The 24,321-nt window shown below is 70.1% G+C and carries 21 protein-coding genes and 1 tRNA gene; 4 read left to right on the forward strand and 18 right to left on the reverse strand.

What is annotated here, in order from left to right; all coding sequences use genetic code 11:
• Window positions 1–107 precede the first annotated feature (107 nt).
• The 4 genes from AC6JA9_RS02550 to AC6JA9_RS02565 form a co-directional block, all read right to left on the reverse strand.
• Window positions 108–1,925 (reverse strand): acyl-CoA dehydrogenase, encoded by a 1,818-nt coding sequence (locus AC6JA9_RS02550; protein WP_223749753.1) that lies wholly within the window; start codon window positions 1,923–1,925, stop codon window positions 108–110.
• Between the two features lie 179 nt (window positions 1,926–2,104).
• The gene (locus AC6JA9_RS02555; RefSeq protein ID WP_408888338.1) at window positions 2,105–3,229 is read right to left on the reverse strand and encodes a slipin family protein; all 1,125 of its coding nucleotides are present in this window, start codon (window positions 3,227–3,229) and stop codon (window positions 2,105–2,107) included.
• A 332-nt stretch (window positions 3,230–3,561) separates the two neighbouring features.
• Window positions 3,562–3,633, reverse strand: a tRNA-Gln gene (locus tag AC6JA9_RS02560).
• Between the two features lie 218 nt (window positions 3,634–3,851).
• The gene (locus AC6JA9_RS02565; protein WP_408888337.1) at window positions 3,852–4,259 is read right to left on the reverse strand and encodes a MarR family winged helix-turn-helix transcriptional regulator; all 408 of its coding nucleotides are present in this window, start codon (window positions 4,257–4,259) and stop codon (window positions 3,852–3,854) included.
• A 92-nt stretch (window positions 4,260–4,351) separates the two neighbouring features.
• Between AC6JA9_RS02565 and AC6JA9_RS02570 the strand changes: the two genes are divergently transcribed.
• Window positions 4,352–5,437 carry an aldo/keto reductase gene (locus AC6JA9_RS02570; RefSeq protein WP_223782262.1) on the forward strand — a complete coding sequence of 362 codons (1,086 nt, stop codon included), beginning with the start codon at window positions 4,352–4,354 and terminating at the stop codon, window positions 5,435–5,437.
• Here AC6JA9_RS02570 and AC6JA9_RS02575 read toward each other — a convergent pair.
• From AC6JA9_RS02575 to AC6JA9_RS02605, 7 genes are all read right to left on the reverse strand, one after another.
• On the reverse strand, window positions 5,431–6,390 hold the full coding sequence (locus tag AC6JA9_RS02575; protein ID WP_223749758.1) for a hypothetical protein: 960 nt from the start codon (window positions 6,388–6,390) through the stop codon (window positions 5,431–5,433). The two genes, AC6JA9_RS02570 and AC6JA9_RS02575, sit on opposite strands and share 7 nt — an antisense overlap.
• Window positions 6,391–6,648: 258 nt before the next feature.
• Complete coding sequence (bla, locus tag AC6JA9_RS02580) at window positions 6,649–7,410, reverse strand: subclass B1 metallo-beta-lactamase (RefSeq protein WP_497959028.1); 762 nt, start codon at window positions 7,408–7,410, stop codon at window positions 6,649–6,651.
• Window positions 7,411–7,569: 159 nt separating this feature from the next.
• A complete protein-coding gene (locus tag AC6JA9_RS02585) occupies window positions 7,570–7,950 on the reverse strand; it encodes a nuclear transport factor 2 family protein (protein ID WP_223749760.1) in 381 nt (126 codons plus the stop codon).
• Between the two features lie 55 nt (window positions 7,951–8,005).
• On the reverse strand, window positions 8,006–8,659 hold the full coding sequence (locus AC6JA9_RS02590) for a class I SAM-dependent DNA methyltransferase (protein ID WP_223749761.1): 654 nt from the start codon (window positions 8,657–8,659) through the stop codon (window positions 8,006–8,008).
• 204 nt (window positions 8,660–8,863) lie between these two features.
• On the reverse strand, window positions 8,864–10,993 hold the full coding sequence (gene glgX, locus AC6JA9_RS02595) for a glycogen debranching protein GlgX (protein ID WP_267698362.1): 2,130 nt from the start codon (window positions 10,991–10,993) through the stop codon (window positions 8,864–8,866).
• 69 nt (window positions 10,994–11,062) lie between these two features.
• Window positions 11,063–12,337, reverse strand: coding sequence for a hypothetical protein (locus AC6JA9_RS02600; RefSeq protein WP_223749763.1), 1,275 nt, complete (start codon window positions 12,335–12,337; stop codon window positions 11,063–11,065).
• Between the two features lie 276 nt (window positions 12,338–12,613).
• The gene (locus tag AC6JA9_RS02605) at window positions 12,614–13,066 is read right to left on the reverse strand and encodes a hypothetical protein (protein WP_223749764.1); all 453 of its coding nucleotides are present in this window, start codon (window positions 13,064–13,066) and stop codon (window positions 12,614–12,616) included.
• Window positions 13,067–13,191: 125 nt separating this feature from the next.
• On the opposite strand from AC6JA9_RS02605, the gene AC6JA9_RS02610 reads away from it, so the two are divergent.
• Window positions 13,192–13,404, forward strand: a complete 213-nt coding sequence (locus AC6JA9_RS02610) for a hypothetical protein (RefSeq protein ID WP_141324659.1) — start codon at window positions 13,192–13,194, stop codon at window positions 13,402–13,404.
• Between the two features lie 197 nt (window positions 13,405–13,601).
• Here the strand turns inward: AC6JA9_RS02610 and AC6JA9_RS02615 are convergent, their stop codons facing one another.
• The 4 genes from AC6JA9_RS02615 to AC6JA9_RS02630 all read right to left on the reverse strand — a co-directional run bounded on the left by AC6JA9_RS02615 (window position 13,602) and on the right by AC6JA9_RS02630 (window position 18,285).
• Complete coding sequence (locus AC6JA9_RS02615) at window positions 13,602–14,126, reverse strand: hypothetical protein (protein ID WP_223749765.1); 525 nt, start codon at window positions 14,124–14,126, stop codon at window positions 13,602–13,604.
• Between the two features lie 332 nt (window positions 14,127–14,458).
• On the reverse strand, window positions 14,459–15,172 hold the full coding sequence (locus AC6JA9_RS02620; protein ID WP_223749766.1) for an MOSC domain-containing protein: 714 nt from the start codon (window positions 15,170–15,172) through the stop codon (window positions 14,459–14,461).
• A gap of 135 nt (window positions 15,173–15,307) precedes the next feature.
• A complete protein-coding gene (locus tag AC6JA9_RS02625; RefSeq protein WP_223749767.1) occupies window positions 15,308–15,727 on the reverse strand; it encodes an Erp protein in 420 nt (139 codons plus the stop codon).
• Between the two features lie 74 nt (window positions 15,728–15,801).
• Window positions 15,802–18,285 (reverse strand): efflux RND transporter permease subunit, encoded by a 2,484-nt coding sequence (locus AC6JA9_RS02630; protein WP_497959029.1) that lies wholly within the window; start codon window positions 18,283–18,285, stop codon window positions 15,802–15,804.
• 449 nt (window positions 18,286–18,734) lie between these two features.
• Between AC6JA9_RS02630 and AC6JA9_RS02635 the strand changes: the two genes are divergently transcribed.
• A complete protein-coding gene (locus AC6JA9_RS02635) occupies window positions 18,735–21,203 on the forward strand; it encodes an efflux RND transporter permease subunit (protein ID WP_223749769.1) in 2,469 nt (822 codons plus the stop codon).
• 17 nt (window positions 21,204–21,220) lie between these two features.
• Window positions 21,221–21,484, forward strand: a complete 264-nt coding sequence (locus AC6JA9_RS02640) for a hypothetical protein (RefSeq protein ID WP_223749770.1) — start codon at window positions 21,221–21,223, stop codon at window positions 21,482–21,484.
• A 3-nt stretch (window positions 21,485–21,487) separates the two neighbouring features.
• On the opposite strand, the gene AC6JA9_RS02645 is transcribed toward AC6JA9_RS02640, so the two are convergent.
• From AC6JA9_RS02645 to AC6JA9_RS02655, 3 genes are all read right to left on the reverse strand, one after another.
• Window positions 21,488–22,261, reverse strand: a complete 774-nt coding sequence (locus tag AC6JA9_RS02645) for a hypothetical protein (RefSeq protein ID WP_223749771.1) — start codon at window positions 22,259–22,261, stop codon at window positions 21,488–21,490.
• A gap of 75 nt (window positions 22,262–22,336) precedes the next feature.
• Window positions 22,337–22,747 (reverse strand): hypothetical protein, encoded by a 411-nt coding sequence (locus AC6JA9_RS02650; protein WP_497959030.1) that lies wholly within the window; start codon window positions 22,745–22,747, stop codon window positions 22,337–22,339.
• Window positions 22,748–23,032: 285 nt separating this feature from the next.
• The gene (locus AC6JA9_RS02655; RefSeq protein WP_497959031.1) at window positions 23,033–24,214 is read right to left on the reverse strand and encodes a cytochrome P450; all 1,182 of its coding nucleotides are present in this window, start codon (window positions 24,212–24,214) and stop codon (window positions 23,033–23,035) included.
• Between the last annotated feature and the right edge of the window lie 107 nt (window positions 24,215–24,321).

Here is a 24,321-nt window from a genome sequence, read left to right on the forward strand (position 1 = left end):
GGCCCGGCCCAGCAGGCCCCGCCTACGACATACGGACCGAATCCATACTTCAGGCTGAGCCGGCGCCGCACCCCTCGACGAGGTGCGGGTGGGCGACGGCTCGCGACTCAGTACGACTCCTCGGGGACCTCCATGAGGTCCAGCGTGCCGGACTCCACCATGCGCGCGGCGTGGGCGAGGCCCGGGAGTACCTCCGCGCAGTACCAGCGCGCGCTGGCGAGCTTGCCCACGTAGAAGGCGCGGTCGCCGGGGTTGGCCTTCATCCGCTCCAGCGCGACGCCCGCGTGACGCACCAGCAGCCAGCCGATGACCACCTCCGCCACGCCCGCCAGCACGCGGTTGCCCTGCAGGCCCACGTGGTAGACGGACTCGCCCAGCTTGCCCATCAGCGTGCCGAGCATCAGCTCCAAGTCACCGAGCGCCTTGCCCAGCGCGGCGCGCTCCGCCTGGAGCTCCTTGCCGCCCAGCTCACCCTCGGCCGTCTCGCGCACCTGGCCGAGCAGCGCCTGCAGCGTCGCGCCGCCGTCACGCGCCACCTTGCGCATGAGCAGGTCCAACGCCTGGATGTGCGTGGTGCCCTCGTAGAGCGTGTCGATCTTCTGGTCCCGGATGTACTGCTCCACCGGGTAGTCCGTCAGGTAGCCGGAGCCGCCGTGCACCTGGAGGCTCAGCGCGAGCAATTCGTACGCCTTCTCCGAGCAGTAGCCCTTCACCAGCGGCAGCAGCATGTCGTTGAGCGCGTCCATCTCACCGGCCTCGGTGGCGCGGTGGCCGCCCTTGAGCTCCACGCCGTCCTGCACGGAGGCGGTGTAGAGGCACAAAGCGCGCATGCCTTCCGCGAACGCCTTCTGGGTCATCAGCATGCGCCGCACGTCCGGGTGGCGGAAGATGGGCACGCGCGGCGCCGTCTTGTCGCGCGCCTGCAAGAGGTCCGCGCCCTGGAGCCGGTCCTTGGAGAACGCCAGCGCGCGCTGGTAGCCCGCCGACAGCGTGGCCATGGACTTCACGCCCACCGCCATGCGCGCCTGCTCGATGATGTAGAACATCTGGCGCATGCCGTCGTGGACCTCGCCCAGGAGCAGGCCGCGCGAGGGCTTGCCGTCGCCGAACGTCAGCTCGCACGTGACGGAGCCCTTCAGGCCCATCTTCTTCTCGAGCTTGGTGCACACGACACCGTTGTGCTCACCCAGGCTGCCGTCCTCGTTCACCCAGTACTTGGGGACGACGAACAGCGACAGGCCCTTGGTGCCCGGGGGACCGCCTTCCGGACGCGCCAGCACCATGTGGATGACGTTCTCGGACATGTCCGAGTCGCCGTTGGTGATGAAGCGCTTGACGCCTTCAATCTCCCAGACGTCGCCGCCCACCGGGCGCGCCTTGGTGCGCGCGGCGCCCACGTCGCTGCCGGCGTCGGGCTCGGTGAGCACCATGGTGCCGCTCCAGCGCTTGTCCAGCATGTGCGGCAGGAAGCGCTGCTTCTGCGCGTCCGTGCCCAGCCGGTCGATGATTCGCGCGAGCAGGTTGCCCAGCGTGTAGAAGGCGAGCGAGGCGTTGGCGCCCACCATCAGCTCGAACGCGGCCCAGCCCAAGGACGGCGGCGCGCCCAGGCCGCCCAGGTGCGGCGGCTGCTCCAACAGGTGCATGCCCGCGTCGAAGAACGCCGCCATGGACTTCTTCAGCCCGGGGGGCAGCGTCACCACGCCGTTCTCCAGCTTGGGCGGGTTGTGCTCCGCCTCGTCGAACGACGGCGCCAGCTCGTTCGCGCACAGCACGGAGAACGTCTGGAGCATCTGCCGGGCGGATGTCTCGTCCAGGTCGCCGAAGGGCGCGCGCCCCAGCGACGTTCGGCCGATGTCGAGGAACTCGAAGAGGTTGAACTCGATATCGCGCAGGTTGGGGACGTAGTGGTTGGCGGACGACGACATCTCAAGCTCCTCACGAGGACGAAAGGCCCACGAGGGTAGCCGAGATTGATTTTCGAGTCAGCCGAAGGCGCCCGCACCGCACCCATGGTGCATGACGCATGGAGCCGTGATGCACGAAGGGCCCCCGGGGAACCGGCCCCAGAGGCCCTTCGTCACGACAATTCCACGTGCGTGTGTGCTCAGCCCTTGAGCTGGAGCGACGGCACGGCGCCCTCGCCGAGGACCAGGTGGACCTGGCCCACCTTGGCGGCGAGGTCCTTGTAGGCCTCGAGCTCCTTGAGGCGCACGAGCAGCGGGTTCTCGGCGAGCACCTTGGCCGTCTGGGCGAGCGAGCGCGTGGCGGCGGTCTCCTCGCGGCGGGTGATGACGTTGGCCTCGGCCTCCTTCTGGGCCTGGATGACGCGGTTGAGCAGCTCCTTCATCTCACCGGGCAGCACGACGTCCTTGATGCCGAAGCGCAACAGCTCCAGGCCCACCGACTCGGCGCGCTCCTTCACCTGGGCGAAGAGGCCGTCGGCCAGGGCCTCGCGGGAGGCGAGCAGCTCGTCGAGCGTGCGGGTGGCGACGGCCTCGCGGGCGGCCAGCTGCATGGCGAGGTAGAGGATGTCATCCGGCGCGCGGGCGACGACGGCGAGCCGGCGCGCGTCCGCGACGCGGAAGGCGGTGGACAGGTTGAGGCGCAGCGTGACGCGGTCCTGCGTCATGACCTCCTGGCCGGTGACGTGGAGCAGCCGCTCGCGCAGGTCGATGACGGCCAGCTGCACCTTGTGGGCGACGGTCCACGCGGCGTGGCGGCCGGCGGGCAGCACGGCGTCGAGCGTGCCGTCCACGTAGCGCAGCGTCACCGAGCCCTCCGTGGCCGTGGCCTCCGTGTAGTCGCTCGCGGGGACGATGGCGCGCACGTCGTCGCGCAGGGGCGCGGTGGAGACGCCGGTGGTGTCCACGCGCTCCACGCGCACGGCGGGGGTGGGCGGCGTCAGGGCGCGCGCGGGGACGTGCTCCACGGTCCAGACCTGGTGCTGGCCGCGGCCGAGCCACTTCAGGGGGCGGCCCCGGTGGTAGAGGATGGCGCGCTCGTCGGCGCCCAGGTCGACGACCTGCAGGTCCGAGGGCGGCACGAGCGCGAGCAGCTCCGCGTCCAGGTTGGCCAGGGGCAGGCCCGTGGCGACGCGGACGATGCGCACGTTGCGGAAGGGGTAGGTGAGCCGGTAGCGGCCCGGCACGAGGTAGCGCGTCGGCACCTCGTCGACGAGGACGAACGCCCGCTCGTGCTGCACGACATCCACACGCATGAAGAAGCTCATCGCGCACCTCCTTTCCCCCGGAGGGGGGAGTGGTGAGACCGGGGCGCGAGGTGGCGCGAGAGGCGCGCGTCCCGGGGACTGCGAGAAAAGTGAAGGCTCCAGCCTTCGCGGGTGGAGAGCGCCGGCTGCGTGCCCGGGCCCCATCGACGCATCCCGCGCTCGCGGGCCGGACCGGGCGCGGACGACGACAGACATTCCGCTGACGGCGCGGAAGGGGACTGTCGTCCTGGCGGACGGCGTGGCTTCGCGGTGGGGGAAGGTTGGGTGGAGTGGGCCAGCGCTTCTACCGGCTCGGGATGGAGCCTTCTGGCGGAACCGATTTTTCAGATCGGGTCAGAACGAAGGATTCGAACCTTCTCCTCAAGATCCAATATCTTGTGCTCTACCGGGTGAGCTAGTTCTGAGCAGTCCCTGGAAGGGGGTGCTCGCTTTGGCTTTCGCGGCGGCCGGCCGGACGCCCCGATGTGAGGGAGTCACCGCGGACGATGGACCCGGGGGACACCCTGTCCGGGACACGAGCGCAGAGCACCCATGTCTGGATTCGGGAGCCCGGGGACAGCCCCGTGACACCTCTGGAATGCGTCGGGGGCGAGGGACGCGGGTGCCGCGCCGGGGCTGACAGTCAGCTCATCTTCTCCAGCAGGGCCCGCAGCTCCGCCTGCTGGGCGGCGGTCAGCCGGCCGAGCTTCGTGCCGAACGCCTCCGAGAGCAGCGTCGTCCCCTGCTGCATGACCTTGCGGCCGGCCGAGGTGAGCTGCAGCCGGTGACGCCGCAGGTCCGCGGTATCAATTTCACGGCGCAGGAACCCAGCGGCCTCGAGCCGCTTCACGTACAGCGTCACCGAGGGCTTGGGGATGCACAGGGACGCCGCCAGCTCGGCCGGGTAGGGGTGGTCGTCCACCTCCGCCAGCACGAACAGCTCCTTCGTCTCCAGGCCCAACGCGGCGATGTCCGAGGCGACACTGGCTATCACCGACATCAACAGCCGGTGGTTCAACGACCAGATTCTCGCCGGGTCGATTTTCGACATGGCCCCTTGCGCGGAAATTGGTTCAAAATTAATCCAGTTCCAGATTGAACTAAATCGTCGTCCTCACAATGTAGCACTCCCCTGGAGCCCACATGCCTCTCAACCACTACGTGACGCTGGGCCGCTCGGGCCTGCGCGTGAGCCCGCTGTGCCTTGGTGCCATGACGTTCGGTGAAGACCTCGGCTGGGGGTCCAGCGTGGAGGAGTCCCAGCAAATCATCGACCGCTACATCGAGCTCGGCGGCAACTTCATCGACACGGCGAACTTCTACACGAAGAGCCACTCCGAGAAGATTCTCGGTGACCACGTCGGTCGCCACCCGGCCCGGCGGGACAGGCTGGTCCTCGCGACGAAGTTCAGCGGGAATCTGTACCCCGGGGACCCGAACGGCGGCGGCTCGGGCCGCAAGTCCATCATCGCGGCCGCCGAGAACTCGCTGCGCCGCCTGCAGACCGACTACATCGACCTCTACTGGCTGCACAACTGGGACATCCACACGCCGATTGAAGAGACGATGGCCGCGCTCGAGGACCTGGTGCGCGCCGGCAAGGTCCGCTACCTCGGCGTCTCCGACACGCCCGCGTGGAAGATTGCCCAGGCCAACGTGATGGCCCACTTCCGCGGCTGGTCCTCCTTCATCGGGCTGCAAATCGAATACTCCCTGCTCGAGCGCAGCGTGGAGCAGGAGCTGGTGCCCATGGCGCTGGAGCTCGGCCTGGGCATCACCCCCTGGTCGCCGCTCAAGAGCGGCGCGCTCAGCGGCAAGTACACCCGCGCGAACGCCGGCCAGCAGAAGGGTGACCGCGGCGCCTTCGTGGAGTCGTACCTGAACGAGAAGACCTACGCGCTCGTCGACGCGCTCGGCGTCATCGCCAAGGAGCAGGGGACCAGCATCGCGCGCGTGGCGCTGGCCTGGGTGCAGGCACAGCCGGGCGTGAGCTCGACCATCATCGGCGCCCGGCGCCTGTCCCAGCTCGAGGACAACGTGGGCGCCCTCGAGGTGAAGCTGAGCGCCGAGCAGCTCGGCCGGCTCGACGCGCTCAGCAAGCCGACCTTCGGCTTCCCCCAGAGCATGCAGCCCATCTTCCCCGCCATCCACAACGGCGGCACGACGGTGAACGGCGTCTTCATGGAGCCGTCCCCGTTCGGCGTGGTGAAGGGCGAGAAGCCCTACTGAGGCTGGAGCCTGGGCAACAGCGGCAGGGGCACCGAGGCCGTCGTCTGGGATTGCGCCGGAGGCACGGGCGTGGGCTCGGCCTCGGGCGGCTCGGCGGGCGTCATCGGCTGACAGCTCGCCGGCTGGGGGGACGCCTCCGCCTCGCTCGACGTCGTGGCCCTCGGGGCGCCGCGCTTCGCGGGCAGCGAGCACATGGACGCGGGCGTCGCCACCGTGGGCCGTGCCACGCGGGGCGGCGTCGCGTCACCGCGCGCGCGCGAGTCGCCTCGTGACTGCGAGTCGCTGCGCGTGTCCGCCCGGCCTTCACTCGTCGACGAGGAGGTGGCGGTCGCCACCGCGGACGGGGTCGGGCGCTTCGCCGCCTCGCCGAGCGCCGTCGCCAGGCGCCCATTGCTCTCGTGCATCTGGTCTCGCACGCGGTCCAGGCTCGCCTGCGAGTGCGCGCGCTGCTGGTCCATGCTGTCCTGGAGCCGCTCGCGCTCCTTCAGCAGCTCCGCCTGGGCGGCCTCGCGCTGGGCATCCAGCTTCGCGCGGTACTGCTCCCGCTCCTGCTCCTGGTGGGCGCGCAGGCTGTCGCGCTCCTTGGAGACGTCGCTGAGCTGCGCCTCCAGCGCGCCCTTCTCCGCGGAGAGCATCCGCTCCGTGGTCACCATGCACGCCTCGAGCACCTTCTCGTCCGGCTCGCGCACGGGCAGGGGCTCACCCCGGTTCCACGCCACCATGGCGCTGCTCTGCCAGCGGTAGTCCGCGTGCATCACGCACTCCTGCACCAGCCGCGTGAGCCGATCCGCGGACCACTCGGGCTTCGGCCGCGAGCATGGGCCCACCTCCTCCCTGAATGTGGAGGGGAACGTGCGGGTCTGCTTCACCCAGCAACCGTCGCGCTGCTCCACCTTCACCGATGCGCACCCGCTCGCCGCCAGCACGAGCACCCACGTCGCCACTCGCCTCATGACGCCCCTCCTCCGTCCCACCCGCCGGCCCAGGCTCCGCGCTTCGCCCCGGATGCACGGTAGGAACGTCACCAACACCTGCCCATGCGGCGCAGCCCTCGCGCACCAGACGCATGTCGTGCATCGGACGCCTGACGGCAGACAGCCGAGCTCGCGATGACCCATCCCCGTGTGCTGCCCAACGCTCTCACCTGAATCCGAGGGTGAGCAGCCGGACGAGAGCCCTGCGCCTTGCTCGTGCGCGCGAGATGCGGAGGCTCAGCGGAGCAGGGCGCGGGTGTGGTTCAGCAGCTCAGGGCCACCCGGAGCGCCATGGCCCGGGACGATGATGCGCGTGTCGGGATAGCGCGCCTGCACACGCTCGAGGCTCGCGGGCCACTCGGAGACCACGGCGTCCCCCAGGTTGCCCAGGTCCTTCGCCGCCGCGTCCTTCACGAAGCACCCACCGAACAACACCTGGCTGTCGCGGTGCACCACCACGATGTTGTCGGGCGCGTGGCCCGCACCAGGGAAGAACAACTCCAGCGGACCGAGCGTCGCGACCTCCGTGAAGGCGCGCGTGGGCACCGGCTTGCCGCGCTCCTTCGCGATTCTCACGGTGTCCTCCAGGCCGTGCACCGGGATGCCCCTGGCGAAGAGCACGGGGATGCCCGCGGTCCGGTCGTCGTGGAAGTGCGTCGCCACGGCCGCGCGGACGGGCTTGCCCAGCGAGCTCGCGGCCCAGTCGACGAGCTGCTCGGCCTGCTGCTGGTTCCAGCCCGTGTCCACGAGCAGCGAGCCGTCCCCGTCCTCGACGATGAGCCCGTTGGCGGGAACGAAGCCGAAGTCCTCGTCCGAGAGCGTCGTGTGCATCCAGACCCCCGGAGCGATGCGCCGCACCGTGATGTCCTTCGCGAGCGTGTACTCACCTGCCCCTGTCGCCCGCGCCGCCTCCGCGGCGTTCGGACGCACGGGCGCCGAGGTGCAGGACTGCGTCAGCACGAGAAGGGGAACGAGGACGCGAAGCGGGCGTGAGGTCATGGGTTCAGTCTCGCGAGAGAGAGGAGCGGTGCACGCCTTGGCAACCTTCAGGCCAGTCCATCGCCCGGGTCCGTGTGCATCCTGGCGCGCGCGTGGCCCCCGGATGTGTCCGGGCAGCCACGGCGCCGTGTCCACGGGGCCGCGCTCCTGCCCGGGACTTCAGCTCGGCGCGTCGACGATGACGGTGCACTGGCCGGCGACCACCTGGGGGCGCTCGTCCACCCACTGCCAGACGCGCGTGTAGCGCAGCTGCGCGGCGAACCCGGTGCCCGCGGACTGGCCCGCGACGGAGGCCTGCACGACGACCACCGCGCCCGCGGAGAGGAACCGGATGACGGGGGGACCCAGCTCCAGCCGGGTGAGTCGCAGCGCGCCCGAGCCATGGCCCTCCAGGTCCGCATCCTTGTTGAAGACCTGTCCCAGGTGGTTGACGAAGACGAGGTCCTCGGAGAGGAGCTGGTCGAGCATGTCCACGTCGCTGGCGAGCATGGCCTGGCGCAGCGTCTCCTCCGCCGCCAGGATGTCTTCTTCCGTCATCATCCGCAGTGCGCTCCTGGCTGACCGACCGGGCAGTGTCGCCCGACACGTCGCGGGACTACCGACGCTCGACCTCCCACCAACCGAACCACAAAGTCCGCTCCTCGGCGAGCTGAACCCACCCGGGGGCATGCACGTAGGCACGCGGCTCCAGCCCCGCGTCCGTGACGGCGCGCGAGGCCTCCTCGAAGGAATACAAATGCAGCGTCACGGCGGGCCCCGCGGTCCGCACCTCGCGCGTGGGGGCCTCGTGTCCCTCGTGGCCGGGCCTGCGCTCCAGCGCGGTGAACAACAACCGCCCGCCCGGCGCCAGCATGTCCGCGATGTGCCGCAGCACGCGCCGCAGGTCGTCGCAGAAGTCCAGACAGCCCAACGCCAGCGCCACCTGGAAGCGCCCCCACTCCGCGGGGAACGGCTGGTAGTAATCATGCGCGTACCACTCGCCGGAGGGACGGGCCTGTCGCGCCAGCTCCAGCATCTGCGGCGACAGGTCCGTGCCCACCACGTGCACGGAGGGCTCCAGGCCCTTGGTGTGCAGCCCCGGCCCACAGCCCACGTCGAGCACCCTGCAGCCCGGGGACACCGCGTCCGTGAGGAACCGCTCGACGCGGTCCTCGTACCGGCCCAGCACGGGGAAGAGGGCCTCGTAGGCGGACGCAATCTCCCCGTAGATGGCCCGGACGGCCTCTTCCTGGGGACTACCGCGGGACATGGCGCTTCGCTCGCATGGGGACGGCCGTTCTACCGTGCCCCGAGTCCCAGGGCGCGCTGAACCTTCACGTGTGTCCACTGTCGAAGGACCACTCGGACGCAAAGTGTCTTCACTCGCGCACGCATCGCGCTCCAGGCGTGCGCGCACGCGTCCGCCGACAAGCGAGCACCCCGAGCCACGCATCGCCCGGGGTGCCGCGCTCCTTCAGCGCTCCACCTGCCGGAACACCGCCATCGAGCGCCCCTCCAGCTGGAACCTGCCTTGGGAGGGCACCTTCTCCGCGCCCCGCGCATCGTCCGCCGTGTACAGCTCCAGCTCCCACTTCTGTCCGTCCGTGAGGGCGGGCAGCGTGTAGGCCACCGGCTCGTGGTGGGCGTTGAGCAGCACCAGCAGCGCGTCGCCGATGATGCGCTGGCCGCGCTCGTCGGGCGTGGGGATGGCGTCGCCGCCGAGCAGGAACGCCAGCGAGCGCACGAAGGGCTTCTGCCAGTCCTCCTCGCTCATCTCCGAGCCGTCCGGACGGAACCACGCCAGGTCCTTGTGCTCGGAGTCCCACAGGTGCGCGCCCTTGAAGTAGCGGCGGCGCTGCAACACCGGCTGCCGGTGACGGAAGTGGATGAGCTTCTGTGTGAAGGCGAGCAGCTTCTTGCGCCGCTCGTCCAGCGACCAGTCCACCCACGACAGCTCGTTGTCCTGGCAGTAGGCGTTGTTGTTGCCCTGCTGCGTGCGCCCCATCTCGTCGCCCGCGACAATCATCGGCACGCCGGTGGACATGAACAGCGAGGCCAGGAGGTTTCGCTTCTGGCGCTCGCGCAGCGAGACGACGCCCGGGTCGTCCGTCTCACCCTCCACGCCGCAGTTCCAGGACTGGTTGTCGTCCGCGCCGTCGCGGTTGTGCTCGCCGTTGGCCTCGTTGTGCTTGTGGCTGTACGTCACCAGGTCGTGCAGCGTGAAGCCGTCGTGCGCGGTGACGAAGTTGATGCTCGCCTGCGGCTTGCGCCGCGCCTCCGCGTACAGGTCCGAGTTGCCCGTGAGCCGGTAGCCCACCTCGCCGGCGAGGTTCTCGTCGCCCTTCCAGTAGCGCCTCAGCGCGTCGCGGTACTTGCCGTTCCACTCGCGCCACGGCGCGGGGAAGCCGCCCACCTGGTAGCCGCCGAGCCCCACGTCCCACGGCTCCGCGATGAGCTTCACCCGGCTGAGCACCGGGTCCTGCTGGAGAATCTGGAACAGCGCCGCCCTCGGGTCGAAGCCGCCCTCGCCCGTGCGTCCCAGCACCGTGGCCAGGTCGAAGCGGAAGCCGTCCACGTGCATCTCGTCCACCCAGTAGCGCAGGCTGTCGACGATGAGCCGGGCGCCGTTCGGGTTGGACGCGTTGACGCTGTTGCCGCACCCGGTGAAGTCCAGGTAGTAGCGCGCGTCCGGCATCAGCCAGTAGTAGCTGGCGTTGTCGATGCCCTTGAGCGACAGCGTGGGCCCCAGGTGGTTGCCCTCGCACGTGTGGTTGTAGACCACGTCGAGGATGACCTCGAGCCCCGCGGCGTGCAGCGCGCGCACCATGGCCTTGAACTCGGCCACCGCGCTGCCCGGCGTCTTGCGGCTCGCGTAGTACTGCTCCGGCGCGAAGAAGCCGAGCGTGTTGTAGCCCCAGAAGTTGGACAGCTTCTTGTCGTCCAGGAACGAGTCGTCCGCGAAGGCGTGGATGGGGAGCAGCTCCACCGACGTGACGCCCAGCTTCTTCAAATGCTCGATGATGGGCGGTGAGGCCAGGCCCGCGTACGTGCCGCGCAGGTGCTCGGGCACCTCCGGGTGGCGCATGGTGAGGCCGCGCACGTGGGCCTCGTAGATGACCGTCTTGCGCCAGGGAATCTCCGGCCGGCGGTCATCGCCCCAGTCGAAGGAGTCGCTCACCACCACGCTCTTGGGCACGCCCGCCGCGCTGTCGCGCTCGTCGCGCGCCAGGTCCTGCTGCGCGTGGCCCAGCGGATAGCCGAAGACCGGCTGCTTCCAGTCCACCTCGCCGTACAGGGCCTTGGCGTACGGGTCCACCAGCAGCTTGTGCGGATTGCAGCGGTGGCCCTTGGTGGGCTCGTAGGGGCCGTGCACCCGCAGGCCGTAGAGCGTCCCGGGCTCCAGGCCGGGGACGTAGCCGTGGTGGACGAAGTCCGTCGCCTCCGGCAGCGTGAAACGTTCGATTTCGCGCGTCGGGTTCGCCGAATCGTAGAGGCAGACCTCGATGCGGGTCGCCGCCTGGGAGAAGACGGCGAAGTTGACTCCGGTGCCATCGAACGTGGCGCCGCGCGGCCAGGGCTTGCCCGGCCAGACCTCCCTGCTCATACAGGCTCTCGATTCCTCTCAAGGAAAATGCCCGCTGAATGTGGGATGGCCCTGGCGGACCGGCAAGCGTCAGGCCGCGGCGGCGTGGTCCAGCGAGCGCCATGTCCCCAGGGCCCAGTCCTCCTCCTCCGGGTCCGCGAAGCTCACCACGCACAGCGCCCGGTGGCGCCCGGAGCTGCACAGGGCCGTCAGCCGGCACTCGCCCGGCTCCATGTGCAGCGACGCGCGGCCGCTCACCCGCTCGCCCTGGTACTCCAGCTCCAGCGCGCGGCGCTCGGCCGTGGTGGTGGCGAAGTGCTCCTCCGCGTCGTCCTCGAGTGGCACGAATCGGACACTTCGCCGATGGTCCCGGGCCACCCACGTCCCGTCCTCCAGGTGCGCCTCCGCGAGCGAGCCGGGGATGCGGATCTCCCAGCCCGCCGGCAGCGCCACCTGCACCGCCCCGCGCCGGTAGCCGATGGACGGGCCGCGCGCCCCGTGGTGGTCCGCGTGGTGATGGACCGTCTCCGCCAGCGTGCCGCCCACGCCCAGGTAGCCGAGCACCTCGCGCCACTCGCGCCAGGGGTAGGCCAGCTCCGGGTCCTCGCGCCACGCCAGCTCCAGCGAGCGGGCCACGTCGCGCAACAGCCGCCGCTCCTCCTCGAGCAGCGGCGGGCGCCACACCACCTCCGTCCACAGCCGACACAAGGCGCGCCCCAGCCGCGCGTGCGCGCCGACGCCCTGTCGCCACCAGGGGAACACGTCCATGCCCACGCGCGGGTCCTCGTACACACGCCGCATCCAGCGCTCGTCGCGAGGCCCCAGCGGCGTGAGCAGCGCGCCGGGGTGCTCGAACATGTGGCCGAAGCGCAGGGACATGGAGAAGCCGGACTCACCCAGGCTGCGCATGCGCAGCACCTGGGCCACCGTCTCCTGCAGCCACGCCAGCATGTAGACCTCCACCGGCCCCGCGTCGCCCGTGTGGAAGTAGCCCGTGGGGTCTCCGACGTCCAACGTGTCGTCGGCCTGCACCCACTGGATGTCGAGCGCCTGGCCCAGGGCCTTGAGCGTGTCGCACAGGAACACGTGGTAGCCGGGGCCCACCGCGGAGGTCTCCGCGGAGATGACCACGCGCGAGCCGCTGGCCGCGAGGAACGAGACCTCGCCCGCGGCCGGATGCAGCCGCAGCCGCAGCTGCGGCGCGCCTCGGGGACCGGTGCCGAAGCGACTGCTCTCCAGCCACTCCGACACATTCATCTGGAACCAACGCTCGACCTGACCCAGCCACGTGCGCGCGTTCTCGGATGTCGGCGAGTGCGGTGCGTCCCCCCCACGCCAGCCGGCCAGCAGCAACTTCAAACTCATCACGCCTCTCTTGGGTTTGGGGCCCCCCGCGCATCGGGGACCGGGCATGTCTCCGCGCCTTGTCAGGAAAGCGCGTTTCACGCTGAACGTGCCACCGACCCGGTGTGCCGGCCGGCCCGTGCTCCACGTCGCGCGAAGGCCCGAGTGCGCGACGGAGCGCTGGCTCGCTCGGCTGCCGTGTGGACGGGCCAAGGCGAGGTGCCGGGTCTTCCGCGCCCCGGTGAGTGCGGGCGCGGAAGGTGAATGGTGATTCAGTTTTTCAAGAAGGGTGAAGCGTCAGTTCTGGGTGGTGGCGGCCGGGGCGTCCTTGCGGGCGTTGGCGGCGACCTTCTCGGCGATGCGGCTCCAGGCGGCGTGGGTGCGCACGGCCTCGAGCGAGGGCTCGGTGGTGAGGGACTGGGTGGCGGAGAAGCCCTCGTCGGCGGCGCGCTCCAGCCAGACGATGCACTCGTCGAGGCTGCCGGCGCGCGCGGCGATGACGCCCGCGTAATAGAGCCCGTCGGGGTGGCGGAAGCCGTCGTTCCACGCGCGGCGGTAGAGGAAGAGCGCGTCCTCGTAGCGGCCGTCCTCGAGCAGCTTGTCGGCCTCGGTGCCCAGGCGGCGCGCCTCGCTGGCGTCGGGCGGGACGGGACGCGGCACCGGCGGTGTCGGGTTCTGCGGGTCGTTGGTGTGCGTGGTGGCGCAGGCGGTGAGCTGGAGGAGGGCGAGGACCGCGAGGAGACGGCGCATGGCGTGAATACTCCGGGTTGCGAGGTTATCCGGAGAGGACGCTGCCAAGGCCGGGGCCACCATTCAAGCAGGCGCACGCTGCCCGCAGGCACTGGGGACATCACCTTGCGGGAAAGGAGGCCGTCATGAGCAAGAAGGACGTGTTGAAGATTCCGACCGAGAACCTCCCCACCATCCCCAAGCATGACGCTGGCGCCGAGGACGAGCCCAGGCGTCGTGCCCCCAAGACGCTGGACCCGAACACGGGGCCGGGTGGGACGCCGGGCGTGGATGACACCCCGCGCATCATCGAGCCGCAGACGACGCCCGGGCGCTATCCCGGCGTCAGCGTGAGCTGAGCGTCGACAGCGTGACGCGCGGCGAGCAGGCCCATGCCCGAGGCGGGGCGTGGGCCTGCTGTCGTTGCGCGGTCGTGACGGGGTGGGCGCGTCCCCGGGTCGGCCGGAAACACAGAGGCCCGCGCCGGTCGGGGCGCGGGCCTCCGGAGCTCCACTCGCCTTGGCGCCACGGTCAGCGCCTGGGCAGGGGGCTTTGCCTAGCGGCCGGACTCGGGCTCACGGGGCAGGGCGTCCGGAGCGTACGGGTCCTCGCGGTTGCTGGAGTCGGGCGCCGTCAGGTCGCCGTCGCCCGTGGTGCCGGGGTCCACGGCGGTGTCATCGGCGGGGTCCAGCGTGCCGGAGCCGCCGGTGCCCGGGTCCGTCGACGGGTCCATGCCCGTGGGCGGGCTCACCGGCGTGTCACCAGTGGAGGGCGGCGGGCTCATGGACGGGTCGTCCACGCCGGTGCCACCGGTGCCCGGGTCCAACGTGGGGTCCGTGGCGGGCGGCGGGCTCATCGTCGGGTCATCCATGCCCGTGCCGCCCGTGCCCGGGTCCTGGGTGGTGCCGGTCGGAGGCGTCGTCGTCGTGTCCGTGCCCGTCGTGGTGCCCGTGTCCGTCGTCGTGGGCGCCGTGGTGTCGTCGCGCTTGGCGCTCGAGTCGGACTTGCACGCGGTGCTGAACATGAGCGCGCCGGCGGCGAGCGAACCCAACACGACCTTCGTCTTCATGAACTTCTTCATGGTGGTTCCCCTCATTGGAAAGTTCTGGAGTGCTGCGGTGGTTGTGGCTGGCTGCTGCTGGCCGGGAACGTGAGCAGCCGGAACGCGGTGTGCAGGGAACGCTCCTCCGGCTGCCTGCTCTCCTGACGACGGCGGGGGCCCGACGTGGGGGCGACTTGTCGGGGCGGGACTGTCATTTGTCACCCGCACGGGGAGGCGGCCGCCGTTTCGATACCGTCCCGAGGTGCGGGGTGGAGTGTTTGTGATTGACGCCTGTCCCAGGCGTCGCGCGTCTCGTGGTGGTGTCGAGACAGGGCGTTTCCGGAGGTCCTTCGAGCGCCGCTTCGCGCGGCTCAGCCGTCGCTGTTGGGGCCGGTGAGCCGGGGGGCGTCGTCTCCCCGATTCCCCTGGGCGCGGCGGTGCAGGGACTCGCGCCACCTGGGGGTGAGCAGGAGACAGTCGGCCAGGGCCGCGGCGTCCTCGGGCCGCTGCTCGTGCATGGCCTGGTTGGCGAAGGTGACGGTGAAGCGGGGGTGGGGACGCTCCACGAGCTCCAACACGTCTCCCGCGCGGACCTCGCCCTCCTGGAGGACGCGGAAGTACCAGCCGGTGCGGCCGGTGCGTTGGATCAGCAGCGCCAGCTCCTTGTGGCGCCAGCGCCGCGCGGGCTTCCAGCAGGGCTGTCTCGGCTGGGACACCTGCACCACGGCGGTGCCGACCTTCAGCACGTCGCCGATGCAGACGCTCTCCTCCGCGCCGCCGGAGACGACCCAGTTCTCGCCGAAGGCGCCCGGGCCCAGGTCCTCGCGGCCGAGCTGCTCGCGCCAGAAGGCATGGTGTGACGCGGCGTAGGCGAGCACGGCCTTCTCGGGGCCTCCGTGCACGCGCAGGTCCGCCTGGCCGTCACCGGTGAGCCCCGTGCGGGTGAGCCACACGGGCCCCGTCACGGGCTGCTTGTGGATGCCGCTGGTCCACGGCCGCTCCATCGGGTCGGCGGCGCCGGGCGTGCCGAGCTCGCGGGGCATGCCGATGTGGAGCGAGAGGATGCGGGGCGTCTGGGTCTGCATCGGCTTCGCGACAAAGCAGGCGCGAGGGGGGCTGTCCAGCGTCGAGCCTGTGCCTGGGCCGCGCGACGGGAGCGGAAGACGTCTCCAGCGAGTCGCCCTCCGCTCCCTCAGGTCGCGCTCAGGCGCGAGCGGACGTCAGTACGTGCCGCCGTCCAGCACCGAGCCACCCGCGGGCGGCGTGAAGGTGCCGGAGGCGTTGTCGTCCGCGGGGCCCGGCACGGTGGTGGGGCCCGAGCCGCCCATGCCCGCGTCGCCGTCGAACGTGGGCAGGCTGCCGGGCGCCGTGGTCGTGCTGCCCGGAGCCGTCGTGGTGTCACCCGGCATCGTCGTGGTGCTGCCCGGGTTCGTGTCCGGCGTGCTCGGCACCGTGCCCGGCGTCGACTGCGTCGGGTCCTGCGTCATCGGGTCCGTCGTGGTGGGGCTGGGCGTCGTCGTCGTCGTGCCCGAGCCGCCCGTCGCGGGCTCACTCGTCGTGGTGCTGGGGTCCGCCTGGGCCACCATCACCGGCGCTTCCGTCGCGCTGCAAGCCGTGCCCAGCGCCAGGGTCCCCGCCATGGCACCCGCCCACATCCACCGCCTCATGTGCTTCACCATTGCCGCCTCCGTTCGTGGGTATGTGTTGCTTCAGCTCAAGGCGTCGCGTGCTCGGGCCCCGTGCCCCCCGCCGCCGCCCTCTCCTTCACCTCCGAGTCCAACCGCGCTCGCCGCTTGCGGTGCCCCCGCGCCGTCAGGACCAACAGCAGCGCGGGGAACGCCACCAGCATGACCAGTAGATTGGTGGCGAATCCCAGACTGGCCAGTGCCCCCACCGAGTTCAGGCCTGGATGCCTGGCCAGGAAGAGCGCGCCGAACCCCATGGCGCTCGTCAGCAGGCCGCCCGCAATCGCACGCCCCGTCTCCGAGTACACCGCCACGAAGTCGCTGCCCGGCGACGCCAGCCGTGTCAGCAGATGCACGCCCGCGTCCACCGTGGTCCCGATGAGCACGGGGATGATGAGGATGTTCAGATAGTTGAACTCCAACCCCACCACCGGCATCAGGCCAATCAAGGCCAGCAAGGACACCACCGTGGGCAGCAGGCACAGCACCGCCATGCGCAGCCCTCCCAGGGTCATCCACATGGCGAGCAGCACCGCCAGCGTCGCGCCTCCGAGGATGAGCGGCGCCTCGTGCGTCACCATGTCCAGGATGTCCGCCATCACCATGGACTCGCCCGCCGCGGACACGCGTCCGCCTCCCGGGGGCGTGACGCCGCGAATCTCGCGCGCCAGCGCTCGCACGGCCTGGCCGTCCGACTGGTTCACCGCCGGGTACACCAGCACGAAGCCACCCGTCGTCCCCTCGCGTCCGGTGAACTGCTGCCGCACGCTCGCCGGCAGGTCCGCGAGCGTGAAGGGCGGCGCCTGGGTCTGCCGACGCAGCTGCGCCACCTGCGCGCGCTGCTCCGCGGACAGCCGCTCCTCCGGGACGTTCTCGAGCAGCGCGTGGATGTCGCGCAGCACCACCTGTTTGCTCGGCTGGTCCCGGGGCACCAGCGAGGACAGCGAGGCCACGAAGTCGATGGTGGAGTCCTTGCCCCGCTCCCGCTGACGCCGGGCGAGCGCGGACGCCATCGCGTGCTCCTCCTGCTCGTCCCGCGTGAGCACCACCACGGGCGTCTGCGAGTAGCCGATGATGTCGTTGACCTGTCGGTCCAGGACGAACGACGGCAGGTCCTGGTCCTCGAGCGTCCCGAAGTTGTAGTCGAAGCGCACCCGAGGCACCTGGGAGAAGAGCCCCACCAGCACCACCGCGGAGATGGCGGTGATGGCCACGCGGTGGCGCACCAGCACCCGGCCCATCGAGGACTCGCGCGGCGCGACGCGCGCGTGTCGCGGCCGCCAGCCGAGGCGCGCCGTCAGCCCCAGCAGCGCCGGCAGCACCAGCACGTACGCCGCCACGAGCACCAGCATGCCGATGCCGGCGATGACGCCGAACTCGCGGAACGCTCGGAAGCGGGACGTGCCCAGCACGAAGAAGGTGAGCGCCGCCACCAGCGCGGACACCAGCGCCGCGCCGCCCGTGTGCGTGAAGGACTCGCGCGTGGCCCGCTCGGAGTCCTCTCCCTGCGTGCGCAGCTGGAGATAGCGGCCCAGGAGGTGGATGCCGTGCTCGACGCCCAGGCCCCCGAGGATGGCGCCCAGGAAGCCCGTCAGCAGATTCACCTGGCCATACAGGAGCGCGACCAGCCCGTACGTCCACGCGAGCCCCGCGCCCACCGGCGTCAGCACCAGCCCCACCGCCACGGGGCTCCGGAAGTGGAAGAGCAGGTAGAGCAGCATCAGCGCCGTGGCCACGGCGGACGACACGGCGATGTCGCGGACAATCTGCTGCTGCTGGTCCAGCTTCTTCTGGAAGGTGCCGGTGATGTCCACCCGGAAGCCGGGGCCGTACTTCGACAGGTCCTGCGCGTCGATGAGCCCGCGCACCTCGTCCACGATTCGCCGCGAGTAGCCCAGGTCCGCTGACGTCGTCTCCGGCTTGGCCAGCACGACGACGCGCCCGGCCTTGGCGTCCAGGTAGTAGTCGTCCTGGGCGCCCGACAGCTTCTGTCCGGCCGCGCCGCCGTACTTCGCCTCCAGGTCGGAGAAGTCGAGCGACGGCTCCGGCTCGTCCACCAGCGGCACGTAGAGCGGATTGGCCCGCTGCCGCTCCCACGCCAGCCGCGCGGCGAGCCGACGGTGGACCTCCTTCAGGTCCTCCTCCGACAGGAAGTAGAGCGCCCTGTCGCGGAAGAACGCGCCCGTGCGCTCCTTCTCCACGAAGCGGATGCCCGGCAGCTTCTCCAGCTGGGGCGCCAGGTCATCGGCGAAGCGGCGCAGCGACGCGGTGTCGCCTCCCTCGCCCACCACCGCCACCCAGCCGAGCGCGCCGAAGCGCGACTCCAGCTCCCCCAAATCTTGGACGCTCTCGAAGGAGCGGGGAAGCAGGTCCACCAGGTTGGCGTTGAGGCGGAGCTTGAGCGACAGCACTCCTCCCACCGCCGCGAGCAGCACCGCCAGGCCCAGCGCGAGCACCGGCCGCCGGTGGCTGCGCGCGGCCAGGGCGCCGAGCCCCCGCTCCACGCGCTGCATCCAACGGCGCTCTCCCTGCGTCGATGTGGTCGGCTCCGAGTCCATCCGTCGCGCGGGCGTCCCAGCCTCCCACCCCCGGAGAAGTCCGACGGCGTGGAAGGTGGCACGGCTTCCCCTCCCTCGGGTGTCCGCGAGAGCGGCCCCATGTGGGCGGGAACCTGGGGACGCGGCGCGGGGTGTGCAGTCCGCGCCGCTCGGCCGTCTGCCCTCCAGGAGGCCTTCGGGCCCGGTGCGCGCGGTCCAGATGCGCGACGCAGGGCCGTGGGCGTCACGAGCCCGCAGGCGGCCGTGCGGACAGTCGAGCGGGGGACGTGGGGGCCTGTTACAGAGGGAAAGTCATTCGGGGCCTTACATTCCGGCTTACGGCATAAACGCGTTGACTCCCCGGTTGGCGCATGCCCAAGGTGGGCCGCGGGTCGGCCCGAAAACAACACAGCAGGTGTCGCAACATGGGTGAGAAGCGTTGGTCGGAGCGGTTCGAGGGGGCGATGGGCCAACTCGCCGCGCGAAGCCATCGGCGTCCGATGCATGCGGTGGTGGTGGCGGTGGTGCTGACGCTCCTGGGCGCGTACTTCGCCAGGAACCTGACCCTCAGCGCGGACTTCGTGGGCCTGCTGCCCAAGTCGTTCCCGAGCGTCCAGGACATCGAGAAGATGCGCAAGCGCTTCGGTGGCCAGGGCAACGTGGTGGTGGTGGGGATGGGGGCGGAGCCCGAGGCGCTCAAGCGCTTCGTGGATGACCTGTCGCCGAAGCTCGCGCAGCTGTCGGAGATCCGCTACGTCAACTCGCAGCGGCCCAGCGAGTTCTTCAACGAGCACGCGCTGTATTACGTCGACCTGGAGGACCTGAAGACGATTCAGGGCCGCATCGACGCGCGCATCGCGTGGGAGAAGGAGCAGGCCAACCCGCTCTTCGTCCGGCTGGACGAGGAGCCCGCGCCGTCGGTGGACTTCTCCGACATCGAGCAGAAGTACACGGGCCGCGCCAACCAGCGCCTGTCGGGCCAGGGGGACCTGTACTACCTGGACACGACGGAGCGGATGGTGGTGCTGATGGCGAAGCCCAAGGGCAGCGCCGCGGACCTGAACTACTCGAAGAAGGTCGTCACGCAGGTGGAGGAGTTCCTGGCGACGCAGGACCTGTCGAAGTACGGGCCGGGCTTCAAGACGGCGGTGACGGGGACCTTCAAGAAGAAGATCGACCAGCAGCGCGTCATCGTGAGCGACCTGGCGCGGGCGTCCACGCTGGCCATGGTGTTGCTGGTGGTCTACCTGGTGTTCCACTTCCGCAGCGCGCTGTCGGTGGTGCTCACCATGGTGCCGGTGATGGCGGGCCTGGGGTGGACGTACGGCTTCGTGGGCCTGGCGTACGGGCAGGTGAATCTGCTGACGGGCTTTCTGGCGGCGGTGCTCGGCGGCCTGGGCGTGGAGCACGGCATCCATCTGCTGGGGAGATACGGGACGTTGCGCTCGGAGGGGATGACCTCCGAGGCGGCGGTGCAGGAGTCCTTCCGGCACACGGGCTTCTCCGCGCTCATCGCGGCGCTGGTGGCGGCGCTGACGTTCCTGAGCCTGGCGATGTCGGAGTTCAGGGCGTTTCGCGAGTTCGGCATCATCGCGGCGGTGGGCATGCTGGTGAGCATCTTCGCGTACGTGCTCATCCTGCCGGCGCTGTTGGGGATGGCGTCGCGCTTCGGGTGGGCGCCGCGCACGCAGGAGGAGGGGGCGGGGCCCATGGCGCTCCTGGGGCGCTGGCTGCCGCGCTCCTACCGTGGGGTGGCGGTGGTGATTGGGGTGGGCGTGGTGGTGCTCATCTCGCAGGCGTACCGCATCTCGTTCAACTACGACTCGCGCACGTTGGAGGACTACAAGCAGGCGTCGGCGGTGCTGGACCAGAAGGTGAACAACATCCTGGGCTACTCGCAGACGCCGGTGGTGGTGCTGACGGACTCGCAGGACATGGAGCGCGAGGTGGTGCGGCAGCTCGAGGCGCGCAAGGCGGCCCGGGGCAAGGAGTCCACCATCGACTTCGTGGGGGCGCTGGAGGACCTGGTGCCCCGGCAGCAGCCGGAGAAGCAGGCGGTGCTGGAGGCCATCCGGGCGCGGCTGGAGAAGCTGGACCCGGAGCGGCTGCCGGAGGACACGCGGGTGGCGCTGGCGCGGGCGTTGAACATGTCGAAGGCGAAGCCCTTCACGCAGGCGGAGCTGCCGGCGAGCGTGCGTCACCAGTTCGAGAGCCTGGATGGGAGCACGGGCGGCGTGGTGCTGGTGTACGCGGGCGGCGGGGTGAGCCTGTCGGACGGTGAGGGGACGCGGCGCTTCTCCAAGGAGGTGCGCGGGCTGCAGATGCCGGACGGCAGTCAGGTGTCGGCGGCGGGTGAGGCGCTCATCCTGGCGGACATCCTGGACATGGTGTCGCGCGAGGGTCCGCGCATCCTGGCGGCGGCGGTGTTGAGCGTGCTGGCGGCGATGTGGCTGACGTTGGGGAAGCTGCGCACGGCGCTCATCTGCATGGTGCCCACGCTCTTGTCGGTGGCGGGGCTGGTGGGGCTGATGGCGCTCTTGGATTTGCAGTTCAACTACCTGAACATCATGGTGCTGCCGGTGCTGGTGGGGACCACGGTGGACGCGGGTGTGCACCTGGTGCAGCGGTTGGGTGAGCCGGGGGCGGACTTCATCTCCGTGTACGCGGAGACGGGGCGGGCGATTACCGGCGGCCTGCTGACGAGCGCGATTGGCTTCGTGGCGCTGGTGTTGGCGAAGCACCCGGGGTTGAACTCGATTGGCGACCTGGCGAATCTGGGGTTCGGGTTGAACCTGGTGATTGTGCTGTTGGGGTTCCCGTCGCTGTTGCTGCTGGTGGAGCGCTGGCGGCGCAAGCACGGCGCGACGGCGGAGGAGCCGGCGCCGGGGGCGTAGCTCAGGAGGGCAGCGTGATGATGCGAGGCGAGGCGCTCGGGTGGTTCGCGGCGGTGTCGATGGCGGTGGCCCTGGTGGGGTGTTCCCACGGGGGCCAGCGTGAGGAGAAGAAGGGCGACACGCGCTGTGAGGAGTCGCGGAACCTCTCGTGCATCACGGGCACGGAGTGCTCCATGGACCGCGACCGGGGCTGTGAGGTGTGCCGCTGCTCGCCCGCGGATGCGCTGACGCCCACGGACAAGCGCCGGCCCACGGCGATGGAGCCGGAGCGGCGCTGGTAGTGGCTACGCGAGGTGGGCGACCTGGATGTCCAGGCGCTTCACCTTCTGCTCCTCCAGGAGCGCGTGCAGCTTCGGGGACATGAGCAGGAGCGGGTGAGGACGCAGGACTCCGCTACGCATGCCCACGTGCTGACGGGTGCAGGTCAGGTCGCTGCCGTCGTGGTCTCCGCGTCGGAGGGACAGCTCGGAGAGGATGTTCAGGCCGACGATGTGTCCCCTGGGGCAACGTTGCGCGTTGTCCTCGTCGAGGTCGAATGGGTCATTGCCCGTGCGAGTCGCAGGCAGGAGGTCCAGGGGATGGGCTGTCACGACGAGCTGGTGCCACTCCTTCACGGGTTCGGCTTTCGGGCCTGCGCGCCGGATGGGGCGGAAGTCCGCGCCTGTGATTCCATGCGCTCGCCAGAGGTCCGCGAGCCGAGCGGAGATGACCCACTCGTGGGCGAGGGTTCGCGCGAGGTCCGCGCGCTGGGGAATCCGGCGCGGGTCGAGGTGCAGGTCCGTGACCTGTCTGGCGCCTGCTCCGCAGAGCGCGCAGGCGGTGGACTCGTCGTAGTGAGTGCCGCACTCCTCACCGGAGGGCTCGAAGACCGCATCCAGGCGCAGCTCGAGCAACTCGGCGGACTTCAGCTCCTTGGGCGTGTAGTGGCGCAGGAGGCGCCAGCCCGAGAAGAACAACTTGCCCTGCTGTCGCAGGGCGCGGTCGAGTTCACGGATGCGTGGAATGCGCTCATCATCCGTGGGGAGTGTCAGCTTGCGCACCGTGCCACTCGGCAGCACGACACCCTCATCACCGCGGAAGAGTCGCGATGCTTCGGCTTCCTCGACACGGAGCTCGATGGTTTCGCGCATGAGCTAGGGCTGCAGTCCGATGAGCTGGGGAATGGGATGCTGGGAGTAGACCTGGACCAGGAGGAGCTGGAGCTTGTCCGGAGCAGGTCGCTCCTGACCATAGGCCCAGCGCTCGCGAAAGGCCTGGGTGATGGCTTTGTGGTACGCGGTCGGCAGTCGGTAGGTCGCACCTGATTTGGCGCCGCCCAGATACAGCGGGACCAGATGGTGCTCCTGGAATCCGGCGCTATTCGGATAGCGGGCCTGGGCTTCCTTGAGCCGCTGGGCATAGAGCTGTCGTGCCTGCTGGACGACTTGAAGGTTCGCCAGCCGATGCGCCTGGAGCTGACTCTGTTGCGGTGTCGGCGTCGGGGTGAGCAGAGGAGGGCGTCGCCACGGGCGTGCTCCGGGCCCTCGCCGAAGCGGCAGTCTCATACCCGCGCTCTCGCACGCAGTATCGGTTCGTGAGGCGCAGTACGCTTCCGGCTGCTCGAATTCGGCCCGGCCTGTGCCATCGGCTGCTTCGTCGGGCAGGAATGCCCCCGCAGTGTCTTCGTCCGTCGTGACGTGGATGCTCCCCCAGTCACGAAGATTGACGGTGGTGGCTCCGCAGCCCGCCTGAAGCAAGACCAGGACGTAACACCACAGGCTCAGGTGCCAGGCAGGTCGAGCACTCATTCGCCCTTCATAGCGCTTCCGGATCGTCTCGGGCTGCCCTGTTCAGCGCCGCGCACCCGGCTCGAAGCGCAGTGGCAGGCGCTTGGGGCCGTGGACGTGGAACGCCTCGCGGGGCTCCCACGGCGCGTCGCTCGCGAGCCTGAAGTCGCCCAGCATCTCCAGCAGGTCCGTGAGCGCCACCCTCGCCTCCATCCGCGAGAGCGCCGCGCCCAGGCAGAAGTGGATGCCGTGCCCGAAGGCAAGGTGCGCATTCGGCTCCCTCCCGATGTCGAACCGCTCCGGCTCCTCGAAGTGGCCCGGGTCCCGGTTCGCCGAGCCAATCATCGGCAACACGAACTTCCCCGCCGGAATCACCCGTCCGTTCAACTCCACCGCCCGCTTCGTCGACCGATACATCGACTGCACCGGCGAACGGAATCGCAGCACCTCCTCGATGGCCGAGCCCAACAGCTCCGGCCGCTCCCGCAGCCGCGCCAACTGGTCCGGATGCTCCAGCAAGCACAGGAGCGCGTTGTCGATGAGGTCCATCGTCGACTCCGTCCCCGCCACCAGCAAGAGCTCGAAGAAGGCGATGAACTCCCGCTCGTCCAGCCGCTCTCCATCCACCTCCGCCTCCACCAGCCGCGTCAGCAGGTCATCCTTCGGCGCCCTCCGCCGCTCCTCCAGGATGACCGGGAGATACGCCCGCATCTCGTCGCGCATCGCCACGTACCGCGCTCGCGCCCGCTCCGCCTCCTCTCCCTCGGAGATGGTGTGGCTGAGGTTCAGCATGATGTCCCGCCACCCGAGGAGCCGGGCCCGGCCCTCCACGGGAATCCCAATCATCTCCGCGATGACCATCGTCGGCAGCTGACTCGAATACTCCGCCACCACGTCCATCTCCCCCCGCCCCACCAGCGGCGCCAGCAACCCACGCGACAGCTCCCGCACGTGCGGCTCCAGGTTCGCGATGGAGCGCGGCGTGAAGGCCTGCATGATGATGCCGCGCAGCTTTGTGTGCTGGGGCGGGTTCTTGAACAACAGCCAGTCCGGCGTCCTCCCTCCCGGCCTGGTGACGACGGAGCTGAACACCGCATGGTCCTGCAGCGCCCGCTTCACGCTGTCGTAGTCGAACAGGAACCACAGGTCCGCTCGCGGCTCATGCAACAGCGGCGAGCGCTCACGCAACCATGCGTACAGCGCGAAGGGACTCCGACGCGTGTCATCGGTGAACAGGTCCAACATGTCGAGCGGTCTCCCATCGGAGGGACACGTCGAGCGCCCCGCCGCGCCATGCCTCCAGCGTAGGAATCCCCCCTCCGCGAAGCGCAGACCCCTCGCCCTCGAGTGTC

The organism is Myxococcus sp. MH1, from assembly GCF_059738865.1.